The organism is Gardnerella bretellae (assembly GCF_048545135.1).
GTDB classification, from domain to species: Bacteria; Actinomycetota; Actinomycetes; order Actinomycetales; family Bifidobacteriaceae; genus Bifidobacterium; species Bifidobacterium greenwoodii.
The window spans coordinates 91,245-107,585 of record NZ_JBKQXU010000002.1; the positions used below are offsets into that span (position 1 = coordinate 91,245).

Here is a 16,341-nt window from a genome sequence, read left to right on the forward strand (position 1 = left end):
GGGCGCAAAAATTGGTGTTGTTGGCCCGAACGGCATGGGTAAGTCTACGCTGCTGAAAATTATGGCCGGCTTGGAAAATGTTACAAACGGCGAAGCTTCTTTGACTCCGGGCTATACGGTAGGTATTTTGCAGCAGGAGCCACCGCTGGACGATACTAAGACAGTTGGCGAAAATATTAAGATGGCGTTTGGTGAGATTGCGCAAAAAGTAGCGCGCTTTAACCAAATCGGCGAAGAAATGGCCAATCCTGACGCTGATTTTGATGCGTTAATGGAAGAAATGGGCAAGTTGCAGACTGAAATTGATGCTGCAAACGGCTGGGATTTGGATTCGCAGCTTGAGCAGGCAATGGATGCTTTGCAATGCCCAGACCCGGATTCTCCTGTTTCTGTGTGCTCTGGTGGTGAGCGCAGGCGAGTGGCATTGTGCAAGCTTCTGCTTGAAGCTCCAGACTTGCTGCTTTTGGACGAGCCTACGAACCACTTGGATGCAGAGTCAATTCTTTGGCTGGAACAGTTCTTGCACAAGTACGAGGGCGCTGTTATTGCTGTTACCCACGACCGCTACTTTATGGACAATGTTGCAGAGTGGATTTGCGAAGTTGACCGCGGCCAGCTTTACCCGTACAAGGGCAACTATTCCACGTACTTGGAAACCAAGGCCAAGCGTATGGAAATTCAGGGCGCTAAGGATGCCAAGCTTGCTAAGCGTTTGAAGAATGAGCTTGATTGGGTGCGTAGTTCGCCGAAGGCTCGCCAAGCAAAGAACAAGGCTCGTTTGGAACGCTACGATCAAATGGAGCAGGAAGCACGCAATTCTAAGAAGCTTGATTTTTCCGAAATCCAGATTCCAGCAGGCCCACGCTTGGGTTCGCAAGTTTTGGAAGCGAAGCATATTCACAAGGCTTTTGGCGACCGTGTGCTAATCGACGACTTGTCGTTTACTTTGCCGCGTAACGGTATTGTTGGCGTGATTGGCCCGAACGGTGTTGGTAAGTCTACGCTGTTTAAGACGATTGTTGGCTTGGAGCCGCTTTCCGGCGGCGAGCTTATTGTTGGCGACACTGTGAAGATTTCTTACGTGGACCAGAATCGTGCAGGATTGGATCCAAGCAAGAACTTGTGGGAAGCTGTTTCCGGCGGACTTGATTTTATTGAAGTTGCAGGCGTTGAAATTCCTACTCGCGCATACGTTGCAAGCTTTGGTTTTAAAGGTTCGGATCAGCAGAAGCTTACTGGCGTGCTTTCCGGCGGTGAACGTAACCGTTTGAACTTGGCTTTGACGCTTAAGCAGGGTGGAAACTTACTTCTTCTCGATGAGCCTACGAACGATTTGGATGTTGAGACTTTGGAAAGCTTGGAAAATGCTCTGATTGAGTTCCCAGGCTGCGCTGTTGTGGTTTCGCACGATCGCTGGTTCCTTGACCGAGTTGCTACGCATATTCTTGCGTGGGAAGGCGACGACGAGAATCCTGCAAAATGGTACTGGTTCGAAGGTAACTTCCAAGCGTACGAAGAAAACAAGATTGCGCGCTTGGGTGAGGAAGCTGCTCGTCCGCATCGCTTGCACAGGAAGCTTACGCGCTGATTTGCTGATTTTGCTTACGCGGCGTGTTATGTACTCGTCGGGTTGCTTACTATCTGATTTGCTGATTTGCGCATAAAGTGACGAAAGTCACAGAATTGTAATACTTGAAATGTATAAAATTTTGAGTATTATACACACTGTACTATTTTCAACCGCAGTATTAAGTCATTTGGCTTATAGTCAAAATTATAACCAATGTTATAACTGTTATAACCAAAGCATTTATACTGCGGTTGAAGACTATTGTTATAAACGCTAATTTTTCTACTGCTGCCGAAATACGCATTAAGCAGTGATAGTCGAATAAACGGAGTGAAGAAAAAATGAAGAAGATTAATGAAGCGAATAATTTTGCTGCTTTAGTAAAGTCTGCTCAAAATGCTAAGTATGCACCTATTTCTAAGAGCGTGTGCGCGGCTATGCTTGCAGGTGCTATGGTGCTCGGGGGGGGGGGTATTCGTTTCTACTCCTGCATATGCTGACGGTTATGTAGACGGCACTGGCAACAACATTTACTACGGTTATAAAACAGACGCAAGCTATAGCGAAGCTCGTTTCCACATTGAGGTGGATTATTACGATACGCTTAAGAATGCTAAGGCGGGCGGTACGACAGGCAAAGATCCGCTTGGCAAGTTTGTTCGCGTTCATTATCTTTCTAATTGCGACCAAAAGGACGGTACAGCCGACGACTGGCGATTCCGCCCAATGTGGTGGTTTGGCGTTCCAAAAGGTTTGCAGGACGTTCAGGATATTACTTATACGCGCGTTGAAAAGTTGACTAATCAGCGCGGAAATCAGCCATTTAAGCCTGCAGGCTCTTCGCAGTTTAAGTTTACGAATGCCGATGGCTATGGCATAGTGTCGCAGAAGACCTACAATAAGCCGGAAGACTGGAATAATATTTCCAACTTCTACTTTAAGGATAGTAAAGTGCTTGCCAGCAAGGGCTGGAAGCAGCTGCTTGGTCTTAATGGTGGAAGTTACGACAAAGTCGGTAATACTGAAAAGCAGTGGGACGATTATAAGAATGACACAGCTGGTCTGCAAGGTATTTTCGTAGACTGGGAGTCTGCAGGTACGCGCTATTATGACATGACCTACGTCGCCGAAATGACGGATGATGCGTGGGAAAAGCGCGATGAGCATCCGCTTCGTTTTGCTGCTGGTGTTTACCGTTTTGCTGGTAATTGGCATTATGCGGCTGGTCAAAAGCACAATACGCCAAAGATTGCGGATCATTTGACGCTTAAGTATCCTGCTGTGACACTTGTTAAGAATCTTAAGAAGCTTAACGATGACGAAAAGGGTAAAGTTAAGCAGGCTATTGAGGATGCAAACCGCGGTGAAGCTGGTGCTCAAACTCTGTTTGATAAATTAGTTAAAGACGATCAAGATTGCATTGTTGTAAATGATAACGGTTCTGCAACTATTACCTTTAAGGACAATACTAAGCGCACAATTCCTGCAAGCATTCTTGTTGCAAAAGACGAATCCGATAGCGATAAGTATAAGCCAAAGATGCCAGATCGCACGCCTGTGGTGAAGCCGTCTAAGCTGACAAAAGATGATAAAGAAGCAGTTCTTAAGGCGTTTAAGAAGGCGAACGAAAAGAATAAGAACTTTAATGATAATGTGAAATCTGACCCTGACGGCATCAAGTTTGTTGATGACACGACGGTTGATGGCGGCACAAAGCTTGTTATTACATACAAGGATGATTCCAAGTTTGAAATTCCTGCGTCTGAACTCGTGTATCAGGGAGCAACTATCGCCGATTGGGCGCCTTACGTTGTGCCTGATGCGATTGAGGTTGAGAATCTGAAGTCGCTTAAGCAAGACGAAATAAATAAGATAGTATCTGCTTTTGATACGGCAAATCAGGGTATCACTCCTTATGATGAATCAAAGGAAAAGAATGGTAATAACGCACCTGTAGAGGTTAATAAGACCACTGGCGATGTAACCATCACCTGGAAAGATGGCTCCACAACAGTTATTGACGCATGGCAGTTCCTTAAGGAAAAGAAGAAGCAAGCTCCAGAACCTCCTGCTCAAGAGGCCGAAAAAGAGTTCATTGTTGAAGCTAAATCTACGAATACACCTGTTAGTTTTGATCCTTTCAAGACAAGTATGAGCGAGATTCAGCAGCAAAACAATGCAAATAAACTTAACGCATTAAAGAGTCAATTGAAGAGTTATGTTAAGGACTCTAAGACTAAAAATAAAATAAATGCAGATGATATAACTATTGAATATAGTGTTGATAATAGTGGTGTTGGTCAAGTTACTTTTAGTGTAAAAGGGTACACATCTAAGAAAACTTATCCAATGGGCATGTTCTTTGTAAAACAGCCAAATCAGCATCCAAATCAGCAAACTACTACAGTTGGTCCAGATTCCGCTGGACACGTATTTATTATAAAAAAGTATCCAATAGCTGGTGAAACACCAACAGACGCCGAAAAGAAGGGTGCACTTAAACAGTTTATTGAATCTAACTGGAATAATGCTTCTGTTGATGGCAGCTCTGATAGTTATACTGGCGGAAGAAATTGGACGCCAAAGCAGGGTACAAGCGGTATTGGTACTGCAGCAAAAGATGGCTCTGGAATTACTACAATCAGCGTAAATGCTAGCGGTGATATTGTTGTTAAGAACAATAGGGGTAAAGAGTATTCAATCAATCATGACAGTCTGTATGACAAGAATTCTGTTTCAAAAGATACTACAATTGCTGATTTGAAGAAGCAGGCTTTGGCTTTGTGGAATCAAAAGATTAGTGATGGATTGAAGAACAGAGACTTCAAGAAGGCTGGTATTGAGGATCCAACTAAGTACCCTGGTGAAATCAATAATATAAATGAGAATGAGACTGATGTTTCTCAACGTGAAACAATAATTAAGAATCTTCGTGGTATCATACAAAAGCTTATTGATTCAAAAAAGTTAAATCACGTCTTCAATACACCTACCGTTGAGGTTGATAATCCAGACAGCCTGACTGATGATAACCTCAAAGCTGCAATAAAGGCATTCATTGAGGCAAATTACGATAACGGAAATACGGTAAATGTCACTTCGACAAGTGATATCACCTTGCCTACAAACCTTACTCCAAAGCAAGGCACTGTGTACATGGAGGTTGGCGCTGACGGCGTCACCAAGATTAAGAGCGTAAGCAGGGATGGAATCGTTGTTGTAGATGGCGATGGCACTACCACATTTACGGTTAAGCCTACTTACACGAAGAAGGCTGCGCCAGAGCCTGCTCCAAAGCCAGGCGAGAAGAGCAAGCTGGATAAGATGAAGGAAAAGGCGAAGGAAGCGATTGAGCGCAATCCAAACCTTACGCCTGAGCAGAAGAAGCAGTTCAAGAAGCAGGTTGACGATGCTCATGATGCAAACGGCGTCAACACGGCTTTGAATAACGCCAATGAGCAGGCCAAGAAGAATAAGAACAACACTTCTGATCCTGCTATTCAGCGACAAATTAACAACAACAAGCAAGGCACTACTGCTCAGCAGCAAGCTGATGACGATAAAAAGAAAAAGGATAAGGAAGAGCGCGACAAGAAGCAAAAACAACAGCTTGAAACTGACAAGACCAACGCTGAGAATACCATCAATAACATGCCAAACCTTTCAGATGATGATAAGGCTAATCTAAAGGCTGAGCTTAACGGTGATAGTACACCAGCACATCCAGAAGGTGCTAAAACTCCTGAAGCTGTAAAGAAGATTCTCGAGAAGGCCAAGGCTATTAATGATGCCAAGGGTGCATTGCAGAATGACATCAAGAAGGGTGCTCTTCCGTTCCTCGATCATGGCACGGGCGATAAGAACAACACCGCTGATACTCATGCTGATGATGCTGCTCTTAACGAATTGCTCGGAGGAACTCCTGGTAAGGATGCAACCCTCACTGCTTTGGATAACGCGTTGAAGGCAGACAATGCTACAGCTGATAGTATCAACACGGCTCTTGACGCAGCCAAGCGCCAGAACGAAATCAATGAGGCTAACGCCAAGGCTGCAGCTAATGCCAAGCTTGATGCGCTTTTGCAGAAGCTCACAGATGCTGAAAATGGCTTGACTGCAGAGCAGAAGAATGCTGTTAAAGATAAGGTTGAAGCGGCCAAGAATGCAATCACCACAGCTCAAGGAACAGTCAAGGGTGCTAAGAAGCCATCCGAAATCAAGTCTGCTCTTGATGGTGTTGATATTAGTGCGGCGCTTAAAGACATCAACACTCAGGTGACTAACGCGCAGAATACTAACAAAAAACAGCAAGAGAACGACAATAAGACCGCTCTTGAGAAGGAAAAGAAAGAGCAGATTGAGCTCATTAAAAATAGCAATCTTTCTGACGAAGAAAAGAAGCAGGCAGAGAAGGACATCAAGGCTGCAACTAAGTCTGGCGACCCGACTGCTATCGCTAATCGTTATTTGAAAGCTAAGAAGATTGATGATGCTCTAAAGAAGATTGATGACTTCAAGCATCTTAATGATGCTCAGAAGGATGCTTTCAAGGCGATCATCAATGGCACTGATGCTGGTAATCACACCAATGATGACGGTACAACTTCTGACGACATCGACGACGCGCTCGCAAATGCCACTGCAACCGATACTGCTATGGCTCGCCTTGAGAAGCTGAAAAAGACAGCTGATGATTTCTCCAACGGAAAGACATACAAGAATTTCGCCGATCAAACTAAGAAGGATGCGTTTGACGCCGCTCACAAAGCTGCTAAGGATGTTCTTGATAAGGCAAATGGCGACGCCAAGGATGCGGATCAGGTTAATGAGCTGTACAAAGATCTTCTTAAGGCCATGCAGGCCATTGATGACAAAGTTAAGGGTGCAGGCGTTAATACCGATGCGCTTCAGGCTGAAGTAGATAACGACTCTAAGCTTAAGCCAACGCAAGCTGATCCTAACGATTCCACTAAGCCGGCTACACCTGGTGACCCTATCTACAACACATCTTCTCAAGAGAAGAAGCAGGCGTTTGATCAGGCGCTTACTGATGCTGAAAACGCATTGAAGACTGCTAAAGATGATAATGCAAACCAACAGGATCCGAACGCTACTCCTCGTACTCCTGAGGCAGAAGCGCAAGCTCAGCAGGCGGTTGACACTGCACTCCAGAATCTTGAAAATGCGCGTAAGGCGCTTGACGGTGTAGACACTAAGCCTTTGCAGACTGAGATTGATAAGGAAAACGATGTTAAGGCTAATGTAAGGTACACCAATGCTGATACTGATAAGAAGCAGGCGTACGATAAGGCTCTTAAGGATGCTAAGGATCTTATCGATAAGCTAACTGGTAAGACTCAGGCTCAGCCTGGCGGCCAAGGCGGTCAGCAGCCTGGCGCTCAGCAGCCAGATCTTAGCACAAAGGAAGCTAAGCAGAAGGCTTTGGATGCCGCTTTGAAGGCTTTGCAGAAGGCTTATAACGAGCTCAACGGCCGTGCTCCAGAGCCAACGCCAGCCCCAACTCCTGCTGCTGTTGATAAGACGGATTTGGCTGCTGAGATTGCTTTGGATAGTACTATCGGCCGTCGCATGTCTTACATTGTTTCGCCTTCGGATAAGCAGCTCGCGTACGATAGGGCTCTTTCTAAGGCTCGCGCAGTGTATGCTGACCCATCTGCCACGCAGGATGATGTTAATGCTGCTCTTGAGGCTTTGCGTTCTGCGGCTCGAGCTTTGAGTGGTTATGGTTCTGTTGATAATGATGTGAACCCGCTTCCAACTCCAAGCCCAGTCCCTGGTGGCGCTGGCTTTGGTGTGAATGATAATGCGCCTACTACTGTGGATAAGGGCGAGTTGAACGTTCAGATTGATAGTGCTGAAGCTGATTCTCAGCCTGGTAATGCTGGAGCTGGCAATGCTGGTAACACAAACGCTGGTGCTGGTGCAAACTCTGGTAATGCTTCCAACGCCAATAATGCTAATGGCGCAAATTCTGCTGCTGTGAACGCTGCGGTTGAGAGCAATCCGGCTGTGAAGCAGGCTGATGCTCAAGTTTCTAAGGCTCAGGCGGCTTTGGATACTGCTTTGGCTGAAGCTAAGAAGGTTGCTGCTGATCCTAACGCAACTCAGGCTCAGGTTGATGCTGCGGCTCAGAAGCTTTCTGCTGCTCGTAAGGCTTTGGCGTCTGCTAAGGCTCATGCGGCTCAGGTGCGTGCTTCTGTGCGCGCTCAGGTGTTGAAGAGTGGTGTTTCTAAGCTGAGTAAGACTGGTAGCAACGTGTCTGTGATTGGCTTGCTTGCTACTGTTGCTGCTGCTGGTGCTGCGTTCTTCGTGAGTAAGCGTCGCGGTACTTCTCGCCATAGCAACAACTAGGCGAGAGGCTGCAAAGCCTGCAAAGCTTTAGAAAGCTTACGAAAATCGCACGAATTTCGTAAGCTGGCATGCGTTTAGCAAGCTTACTTAATCGCATAAGTAAAAATAAAGCCCCGCCTGTGATTCTTCACGGTGGGGCTTTTTGCTGTTTACCCTTTTTTGAAACATTTGCCGTGATTGTGCGGCGCGTGTGCTAGGCTCAGTTAGTTCACGGTTTGAAATTTAAGTTTTGAATACACATATTTTACGAAAGGCTATTGTGCCGCATACTCATAATGCTGCGTCTCATCAAAAGCGAGGCGCGAAGAATAATCACGAATTTAATGCGCGCAGAGAGCGCAATCGTAAGGCGGAAAAGGCGCGTGAAAAGGCGCGTCAGAAAGCTTTACGCTACGAGGAGACTGCAATTCGCGAGGCTGAGCAGGATTTCGCTAAAAAAGATTTCGCTAAAAAAGATTTCGCTAAAAAAGAAAATAGTAAAAGAGATTTCGCTAAAAACAATAAATCTTCTAAAAATTCAGTAATTATTCCAGATTCTGCAATCGAATCGCGCGAAAATTACAGCGACGACGTAACTTTTACGCAGCTTGGCGTGCCGGATCCTCTTGTAGAAGTATTGCGTGAGGATGGCAAAACCACGGCCTTCCCAATCCAGCAGGCCACGCTTCCGGATTCTTTGCGAGGTGCGAATATTCTAGGCCGTGGCCGCACAGGAAGCGGCAAAACCTTAGCGTTTTCTATTCCGCTGGTTGCGCGCTTAGCAGAAAATTTCGTTGATTTAATCAACAATGGAAAAAATAGTCGTAAAAACGAAAGTGACGATATTCCAGCTCCTCGCGCAATGATATTGGCTCCAACGCGCGAGCTTGTGCATCAAATTGACGATGTGATTGCTCCTCTTGCAGCGGCTTACGGAATGCGCACGGTGACGGTGTATGGCGGAGTTAGATACCAGCGTCAAGTATCGCAGCTTAAGAAGGGCGCGCAAATCGTGCTCGCTTGCCCTGGTCGTTTGGAAGATTTGATTCGGCAGGGCGCGTTGACTCTTGAAAAAGTGATGGTTAGCGTTTTGGACGAGGCCGATGAAATGGCTGATATGGGCTTTTTGCCGGCTGTTACGCGACTTCTTGAACAGGTGGATCCTAACGGTCAGCGCATGCTGTTTTCCGCCACGCTCGACAAGCAAGTTTCCACTCTTGTAAATAGATTCCTCCCTAACGCTGTGATTCATGCGGTTGACGATGCTGATTCGCAGGTTGACACTATGACTCACCACATTTTTGCCGTGTCTGCGGGGGATAAGTACGAGGTTTTGCGCAAGCTAGCTTCCGGATGCAAGCGTTCCATATTCTTTACGCGCACGAAGTATCAGGCGAAGAATATGGCGAAAAAGTTTGTGCAACAGGGTATTCCTGCGGTTGATTTGCAAGGTAATTTGTCGCAAAATCAGCGAGATCGTCATTTGGCTGTGTTTTCAGAAGGCTTAGTGCGCGTGCTTGTTGCGACGGATGTTGCTGCGCGAGGCATTGATATTAGTGACGTTGCGTTGGTTGTGCAAACTGAGCCGCCGGAAGATCCGAAGTCGTTCTTGCATCGTTCGGGCCGTACCGCTCGTGCAGGCGAGGAAGGCGATGTTGTTACTCTTGTGCTGCCTAATCAGAAGCGCGCGGCGCACACTATGCTTCGCCGAGCCGGAATTAATGCTAAGGCGGAAGATGTAAATCCTGCATCGCCTGTTTTAGATGAGATTGTGGGGCAGGCTGCTGAGCTTCAGGAAGGCTGGAGTATGCCGGAGCCGGAGCAGCAGAAGCGCAAAGGTCGCGGTCGAGGGCGCGGGCGCGGACACGGTGGGCATGGTCACAGTGGTGTGCGTAAATCCGAGCGTAAAGCTGAGAGCAAAGTAGAGCGCAAATCCGAGCATAAAACTGAGAGCAAAGTAGAGCGTAAATCCGAGCGTAAATCTAGTCGTGAACGTGTAAATAACCGTGGGCGTGATCACAACAACATGTCGAAGAGCGTGAAGCGACCAAAACTGCGCAATCGTGTGTAGTTTATGCCGTTTTTTCGTAAGATTCCGACCTAAACAGCGCAAGAGTGAGTAGTTTAGGTCGTTTTTTCGTAAGATTTCGACCAAAACTGCTCAGTTTTACTTAGACTGACCTTTACCGAAGGCGCGCAACTGAATTCCGTTCCAATCTGCGCTTACAGTTAAAGGCGTTGCGGCGTTCATTCCGGCCGTCTTTGCTGCAGATTGCACGGTGCTAGAACTTGGGGAACCTTCGCGTCCAGGCTTAGGTGTTAGAACCCACATAGGAGCGTCGTCGTCAAGCATATTTGTGGCATCCATAATGGTGTCCGCAAGCTCGTCTTCATCGTCGCCGTCACGCCACCAAATAATTACGCCATCAACAGCAGCATCGTAATCTTCGTCTACCAATTCTTCGCCGGTAAGCTGTTCGATACTTTCGCAAATTGTTTCGTCAACATCGTCGTCCCAGAGCCATTGTTGCACAATGTCTCCTGGTTGGAATCCGAATTCCTGTGCATGCTGAAAAGCTATCTGTTCCACGTGACTCAATATATCAAAGCGTCACGAAGTGAGCGCCCATAACGGCGTGTATTGCACTTACATTAGTTTCTGTTGATTAAAGAACACTAACATTAGCGCTGCCGCACACGCTACGCCAATCACTCCTATCTACGCACCCACCCGCAGCTTAATTGCATAGTTTCTTTTATTTTGATTAGTTTGCTCACATTTCGCCAAAGAAACTTAACACGCCAGCAATCAAGCCTACCTCCTCCTCGACACGCCTCAAAAATTGCGAATGTGAAATAAATCACTATATATAGTTTGTTATCTTTGCGTTTTTCCCTAGATATTGGGCATGAGTTGAGTTATAGTAGAGCAAGTCGTTGCGAAAATAATGCTTTTGCAGCGAGAGAACAGTTAGAAGAACAGTGTTATGAGAAAGGTCTGTACCGATGCAGGTTTTGGAAGAAACTGACGCCAAGAGCGCAGCAATTCGCATGGATGATGACTTAGCTGCAGCTCCAGTTTCCCGCGTGCAGGTCGAAAAGCGCGATGGTCGCGTAGTTGATTTCGATTCGATGAATATCATTATGGCTATTAAGGCTGCTTTTAAGGACTTAGGTAAGGAAGTCGGTCCTCAGGAAGAGCAGATGATTCGCGGTATTTCGGATCGTATTGAGGCTGAAATTCAAGATCGTTACAATGGTCCAGCAAAAATTGAGGATATTCAGACCTTGGTTGAGCACGGACTTATTGAAAATCATCTTTACGAGGTTGCGCGCTGCTACACGAGCTACCGTTTGAACCGAGATATTGATCGCGCAAAGGCTACCGATATTAACGAAGCTGTTAATCGCCTTGTGAATCGCGACGAAACGCTTGTGCGCGAAAATGCAAATAAGGATTCCAACGTTTACGCAACTCAGCGTGATCTTCTTGCAGGCGCTGTTTCTAAGGCTTCTGCCTTCTCTATGCTTCCTCACGCGGTTTCTAACGCGCATATGAAGGGTGATATTCACTTCCACGACGCTGATTATTCGCCATTTACTTGCATGAGCAACTGCTCGCTTCCTGATTTTGGCGATATGCTTGCTAAGGGATTTGCGCTTGGTAACGCAATGATGGATAGTCCAAAGTCTATTGGCACTGCTGCAACTCAGGTTACGCAGATTATTAAGGATATTGCTGGCGCGCAATACGGTGGTCAGACTGTTAATCGCGCTGACGAAATGCTTGAGCCTTACGCTAAGTGCGATTATGAGAAGAACTTGGCAATGGCCCACGCTATGATTCCAGATTCTACGCCGATTGAAGTTGCGAAGGATATGATTGACGGTTTGAAGGCTCAGGAGCCTAAGAATCTTCACTGCTCAGACAGAGATCCGCTTCCTGCTGACACTCCTTTTGATGAGAAATTGAGTGAGCTTGATCAGCTTCGCGAAGTTTATGCAAAGATTATGACGCGTAAAGCTATTTACGACGCTATGCAAACTATGGAATATCAAATTAATTCCAACCGCGTTTCTAACGGTCAGACTCCGTTCGTAACTGTTGGCTTTGGCTTGGGTACTTCTTGGTTTGCTCGCGAAATTCAGCGCGCTATTTTGCTGAATCGTATTCGCGGCCTCGGCAAGGATCGTCATACTGCTATCTTCCCTAAGCTTGTGTTTACTATTAAGCACGGTGTAAACGCCGACGCAGGTGACCCGAACTACGATTTGAAGCAGCTGGCTCTTGAGTGCTCTACTAAGCGCATGTATCCAGATGTTGTGTTCTACGAGAACATTGTTAAGATTACCGGCTCCTTCAAGGCTCCTATGGGTTGCCGCTCCTTCCTTCAGGGCTGGATTGATCCAAAGACTGGTAAGGATGTTGAAGACGGCCGCATGAATCTTGGCGTTGTAACGGTTAACATGCCGCGTATTGCTCTTGAATCTCACGGCGATGTGACTCGCTTCTGGAAGCTTTTTGACGAGCGTATGGAAGTTGCTCACCAGGCTTTGCGATTCCGCATTATGCGTTGCAAGCAGGCAACTCCTGTGAACGCTCCAACTCTGTTCCGCTACGGTGCTTTTGGTCGTTTGGAAGCTAACGAGAGTGTTGATCAGCTGTTCCGTAATGAGCGTGCTACGGTTTCGCTTGGTTACATTGGCTTGTATGAGACTACGGCAGTGTTCTTCGGCAAGGATTGGATGAAGGATCACAGCTGGAATGAGGATGGCAAGCAGTTTGCGCTTTCTTTGGTTCGCCGCATGAATAAGCTTTGCCAGCAGTGGTCGAAGGCGGAAGGCTACCACTATTCCGTTTACTCAACTCCTGCAGAGTCTTTGACTGACCGCTTTAACCGCATGGATCGTCAGAAGTTCGGCCGCATTGAAGGCGTTACCGATCACGACTTCTACACTAATTCCTTCCATTATCCGGTTTGGTTGCAGCCAACTCCTATGGAGAAGCTTAGCTACGAGGTTGACTTCCCGTATCTTGCTTCCGGCGGCTTTATTAACTACTGCGAGTTCCCATGCTTGCAAGCAAATCCTAAGGCTTTGGAAGCTGTTTGGGATTACGCTTATAAGATTGGCATTGGCTACTTGGGTACGAATACGCCTATTGATCACTGCTTCGTTTGCGGATTCCAGGGCGATTTTGAGCCAACGAAGGAAGGCTTCCGCTGCCCAGAGTGCGGCAATAGTGACCCAGATAAGTGCAATGTTACTAAGCGTACTTGCGGCTACTTGGGCAATCCTGTTCAGCGCCCAATGGTTCATGGTCGTCACGAGGAGATTGCGCACCGCGTAAAGCACATGTCTGGCGAAACTGGTCACGTGACGCTGGATAATGGCGAATCTCGTGAATGGTACGAGGAAGCAAAATAATCTTAGCTAATTAACTATGTTGAAACTTAGTAAAATAAGTTGAATAGATAATTAAGATAGATAAATAGCTTTTCTTGTGTTTGTTGTTTGGTGATAATCTAGCCGTTAGAATGTTGATTGCGTTTTGTGATTGCACTTTCTAGCGGCTGGATTTATTTTATTTTCGCAAATTTTGGTTGTTTATTTTTTAGTTGCTTATTTGGTTTTGAAGGGGGTTGGATATGGCTCGCATTACTTTGCATGATTTTGCGCCTGCAGATGTGAATCGTGGGCCGTGGATTCCTACCTCACTTTCTAATAATCCTCGCGCTGGCCAATGGTCTAGCGAGCGCATGAGTCAGGGCATGATTGCCGATTACAAGCGTTTTTTGATGACCGACGGCGAGGGTATTCGATGCTCGCTTTACGTTTCCGGTTGCCCGTTCCATTGCGTTGAGTGTTATAACGAGTCGATTTGGGATTTTCGCGCAGGCCACCCTTATACTCAAAAGCTTGAAGATCAGATTATTGAGGATTTGGCGCAACCTTATGTGCAAGGTTTGACTTTGTTGGGTGGTGAGCCGCTGCTTAATACTGGTATTTTGCTGCCTCTTTGCAAGCGTATTAGAAGCGAATTTGGTCATACTAAAGATATTTGGAGTTGGACTGGATACACGTGGGAAGAGCTTATGCGTCCAGGGGAGACGCCTGATAAGCTTGAGCTTCTGCAATATATTGATATTCTTGTTGACGGACGTTATATTAAAGATTTGCACGATTCGCTGCTGCAATTCCGCGGCTCTAGTAATCAACGTATTATCGACGTGCCGAAATCTTTGGAAAATCCGCACGATCCTCCTGTAATTTGGGAAAAGCTTCACGATCAGGAGCGTTTTATTCCGTCGATTTACGGAAAAGATCGCGTGCAAGGCGAAGGCGATGCTTCATAAATCCCTAAATTTAACCACAAATGTGAGCAAAGTTTCTCGTGTTTGGAGTGTTGTTGTGTGTTGAACGCTCCAAACGCGGGGAATTTACCAGGCTTTTCTTGCTGCTTGGTTCACTTAACCCCTGCCTGCCTTATATTCAAAAGTGATATCATTAAAGAATAAGTATTTAATTTAGAGTAGGGGAAGAATGGCAGAGAAGTCTGAGAAGCCAAGTAAGTTTGATGAATCAAAAAAAGATTCTCATAAAAAAGATTATGCCCCTCGAGCACTTCGAACGATACTAGGTTCTTTAAAAAGGTATCGTTTTCTTGGCGTTTTAACAGCTGTTACTATTCTCGTTGAAGCTGCTATGCAAATTGAGATCCCTACAGTAATGTCAAATCTTATTGATTTTGGTATTATGTCACGTTCTCAAGAATCTGTGCAATATTATGGTTTGCAATTGCTTATTTTTGCTGCAATCGCAATGATTGCAGGCGTTATTTCTGGTATTTGTTGCGCTCATTCTAGTGCTGGTTTTGGTAAAAATTTGCGCCACAACATGTTTTCACGCTTGCAAAGTTTAAGTTTTTCTGATTTAGATAAGTTTTCTAGCGGTACTGTTGTTACGCGTATGACTAGCGATGTGTCAAATGTGCAATTTGCTTACCAAATGATTATTCGCTCTGGTATTCGCAGCGTTATGATTATCATCACTGCTTGGTGGTTTACTTTTTCAATTAGCCCTGCCATCTCGTGGGTTTTTCTTTCATTTGTGCCTATTATTGGTGCAATTGGCGCTGTTGGAGCTAGTATAGTTGCTCCAGCATTTTCTCGAATTTATCGAATGATTGACGAGATGAATAATAGAGTTGGTGAGAATTTGCATAATATTCGCGTCGTAAAGTCTTATGTGCGTTCTGATTATGAAATAAGTCGTTTTACGCGTATTTCACATAAAATCTATGATTATTTTATTAAAGCTGAGTATGTGTTAAATTGTAGTATTCCTTTATTTAACTTATGTTTTTATTCTGGCATGCTGCTTATTGCATGGTTGGCTTCGCACGAAATTGTGGCTTCAGGAAATAATCCTGCTTTTGGTTTAACAACGGGAAATCTTGCTGCATTAGTAGTGTATGCTTTGCAAATTTTGTTTGCTTTAGCGAATTTAGTTGCAGTTTTTGTAATGTCGTTAACAGCTCGAGCTTCGATGCATCGTATTTCACATGTTTTGCAATCTCGAAATACTGAAGTTGTTTCCAAGCATCCACTTACAAAGCTTTCTGACGCTTCTGTGCGTTTTGAAAATGTTTCGTTACGCTATCCTCAATCAGATAATACAGATGAATCCACTCCAGCAGAACAGGAAATTTTACATGATATAAATATATCTATTCCTTCTGGAGCAACTGTTGGTATTGTTGGTGCAACGGGATCTGGAAAATCAAGTTTAGTGCAATTAATTGCAAGACTTTATGACGTAACTTCTGGCGCTCTTTTTGTAGGCGGAAAAGATATTCGCGATTATGATTCTTCTAGTTTGCGTGAAGAAGTTGGTGTTGTTCTACAAAAAAATATTTTGTTTAGTGGCACAATTGCAGAAAATCTTCGCTGGGGTAGGGCGGAAGCAAGCGATAATGATTTGCGTCAAGCTTGCGAAATTGCTTGTGCTGATGAGTTTATTAAAGATTTACCAGACGGCTACAATACGCATATTGACCAGGGTGGTAAGAATGTTTCCGGTGGTCAGCGACAGCGTTTGTGCATTGCGCGCGCACTTTTGAGGAAGCCGAAAATTTTAATCCTCGACGACTCGATGAGTGCGGTTGATATGAAAACGGATAGTAAAATTCGCGATGGCTTGAAAAAGTTTATGCCTGATTCTACGCAAATTATCGTTGCTCAGCGCATATCTTCAATCGAACATGCGGATATTATTGTTGTTCTTAAAGATGGTCGTGTTGTTGCTAACGGTTCGCATGATGAATTATTTAAATCTTGTGAAATTTACAGAAATATGGCGGTTTCTCAAGAAAAAAGTCGAATAACTAGCGCAACTAAAGAAGAAGGAGCTAAATAACA

Annotated in this window: 8 protein-coding genes; 7 read left to right on the forward strand and 1 reads right to left on the reverse strand. The window is 45.4% G+C overall.

All coding sequences use genetic code 11. The annotated features are described in order from the left end of the window. The 4 genes from ettA to ACJV7B_RS01830 all read left to right on the forward strand — a co-directional run. A partial coding sequence (gene ettA, locus ACJV7B_RS01815) for an energy-dependent translational throttle protein EttA (RefSeq protein WP_419388834.1) occupies nucleotides 1–1,588 on the forward strand: 1,588 nt, incomplete at its 5' end. A 323-nt stretch (nucleotides 1,589–1,911) separates the two neighbouring features. Further along, nucleotides 1,912–2,070, forward strand: a complete 159-nt coding sequence (locus ACJV7B_RS01820; protein ID WP_419388835.1) for a hypothetical protein — start codon at nucleotides 1,912–1,914, stop codon at nucleotides 2,068–2,070. Further along, nucleotides 2,018–7,942: a MiiA motif-containing surface protein gene (locus ACJV7B_RS01825; RefSeq protein ID WP_419388917.1), complete on the forward strand. Its 5,925-nt coding sequence runs from the start codon at nucleotides 2,018–2,020 to the stop codon at nucleotides 7,940–7,942. The genes ACJV7B_RS01820 and ACJV7B_RS01825 overlap by 53 nt, the downstream gene beginning before the upstream one ends. Before the next feature lie 259 nt (nucleotides 7,943–8,201). Further along, nucleotides 8,202–9,992: a DEAD/DEAH box helicase gene (locus ACJV7B_RS01830; RefSeq protein WP_419388918.1), complete on the forward strand. Its 1,791-nt coding sequence runs from the start codon at nucleotides 8,202–8,204 to the stop codon at nucleotides 9,990–9,992. A 96-nt stretch (nucleotides 9,993–10,088) separates the two neighbouring features. On the opposite strand, the gene ACJV7B_RS01835 is transcribed toward ACJV7B_RS01830, so the two are convergent. Further along, nucleotides 10,089–10,511 (reverse strand): DUF3052 domain-containing protein, encoded by a 423-nt coding sequence (locus ACJV7B_RS01835; RefSeq protein ID WP_004127651.1) that lies wholly within the window; start codon nucleotides 10,509–10,511, stop codon nucleotides 10,089–10,091. A gap of 461 nt (nucleotides 10,512–10,972) precedes the next feature. Here ACJV7B_RS01835 and nrdD point away from each other — a divergent pair, with 461 nt between their 5' ends. The 3 genes from nrdD (at nucleotide 10,973) to ACJV7B_RS01850 (ending at nucleotide 16,339) form a co-directional block, all read left to right on the forward strand. Further along, nucleotides 10,973–13,348 carry an anaerobic ribonucleoside-triphosphate reductase gene (gene nrdD / locus ACJV7B_RS01840; RefSeq protein WP_419388919.1) on the forward strand — a complete coding sequence of 792 codons (2,376 nt, stop codon included), beginning with the start codon at nucleotides 10,973–10,975 and terminating at the stop codon, nucleotides 13,346–13,348. A 221-nt stretch (nucleotides 13,349–13,569) separates the two neighbouring features. After that, nucleotides 13,570–14,277 (forward strand): anaerobic ribonucleoside-triphosphate reductase activating protein, encoded by a 708-nt coding sequence (nrdG, locus tag ACJV7B_RS01845; RefSeq protein WP_308582867.1) that lies wholly within the window; start codon nucleotides 13,570–13,572, stop codon nucleotides 14,275–14,277. A 187-nt stretch (nucleotides 14,278–14,464) separates the two neighbouring features. Then, on the forward strand, nucleotides 14,465–16,339 hold the full coding sequence (locus ACJV7B_RS01850) for an ABC transporter ATP-binding protein (protein ID WP_116794223.1): 1,875 nt from the start codon (nucleotides 14,465–14,467) through the stop codon (nucleotides 16,337–16,339). The last annotated feature ends 2 nt before the right edge of the window (nucleotides 16,340–16,341 follow it).

Coding starts and splice junctions, on each gene's coding strand:
- ACJV7B_RS01820 (WP_419388835.1), top strand. CDS start 1,912: ATGAAGAAGATTAATGAAGCGAATAATTTTGCTGCTTTAGTAAAGTCT.
- nrdD (WP_419388919.1), top strand. CDS start 10,973: ATGGATGATGACTTAGCTGCAGCTCCAGTTTCCCGCGTGCAGGTCGAA.
- nrdG (WP_308582867.1), top strand. CDS start 13,570: ATGGCTCGCATTACTTTGCATGATTTTGCGCCTGCAGATGTGAATCGT.
- ACJV7B_RS01850 (WP_116794223.1), top strand. CDS start 14,465: ATGGCAGAGAAGTCTGAGAAGCCAAGTAAGTTTGATGAATCAAAAAAA.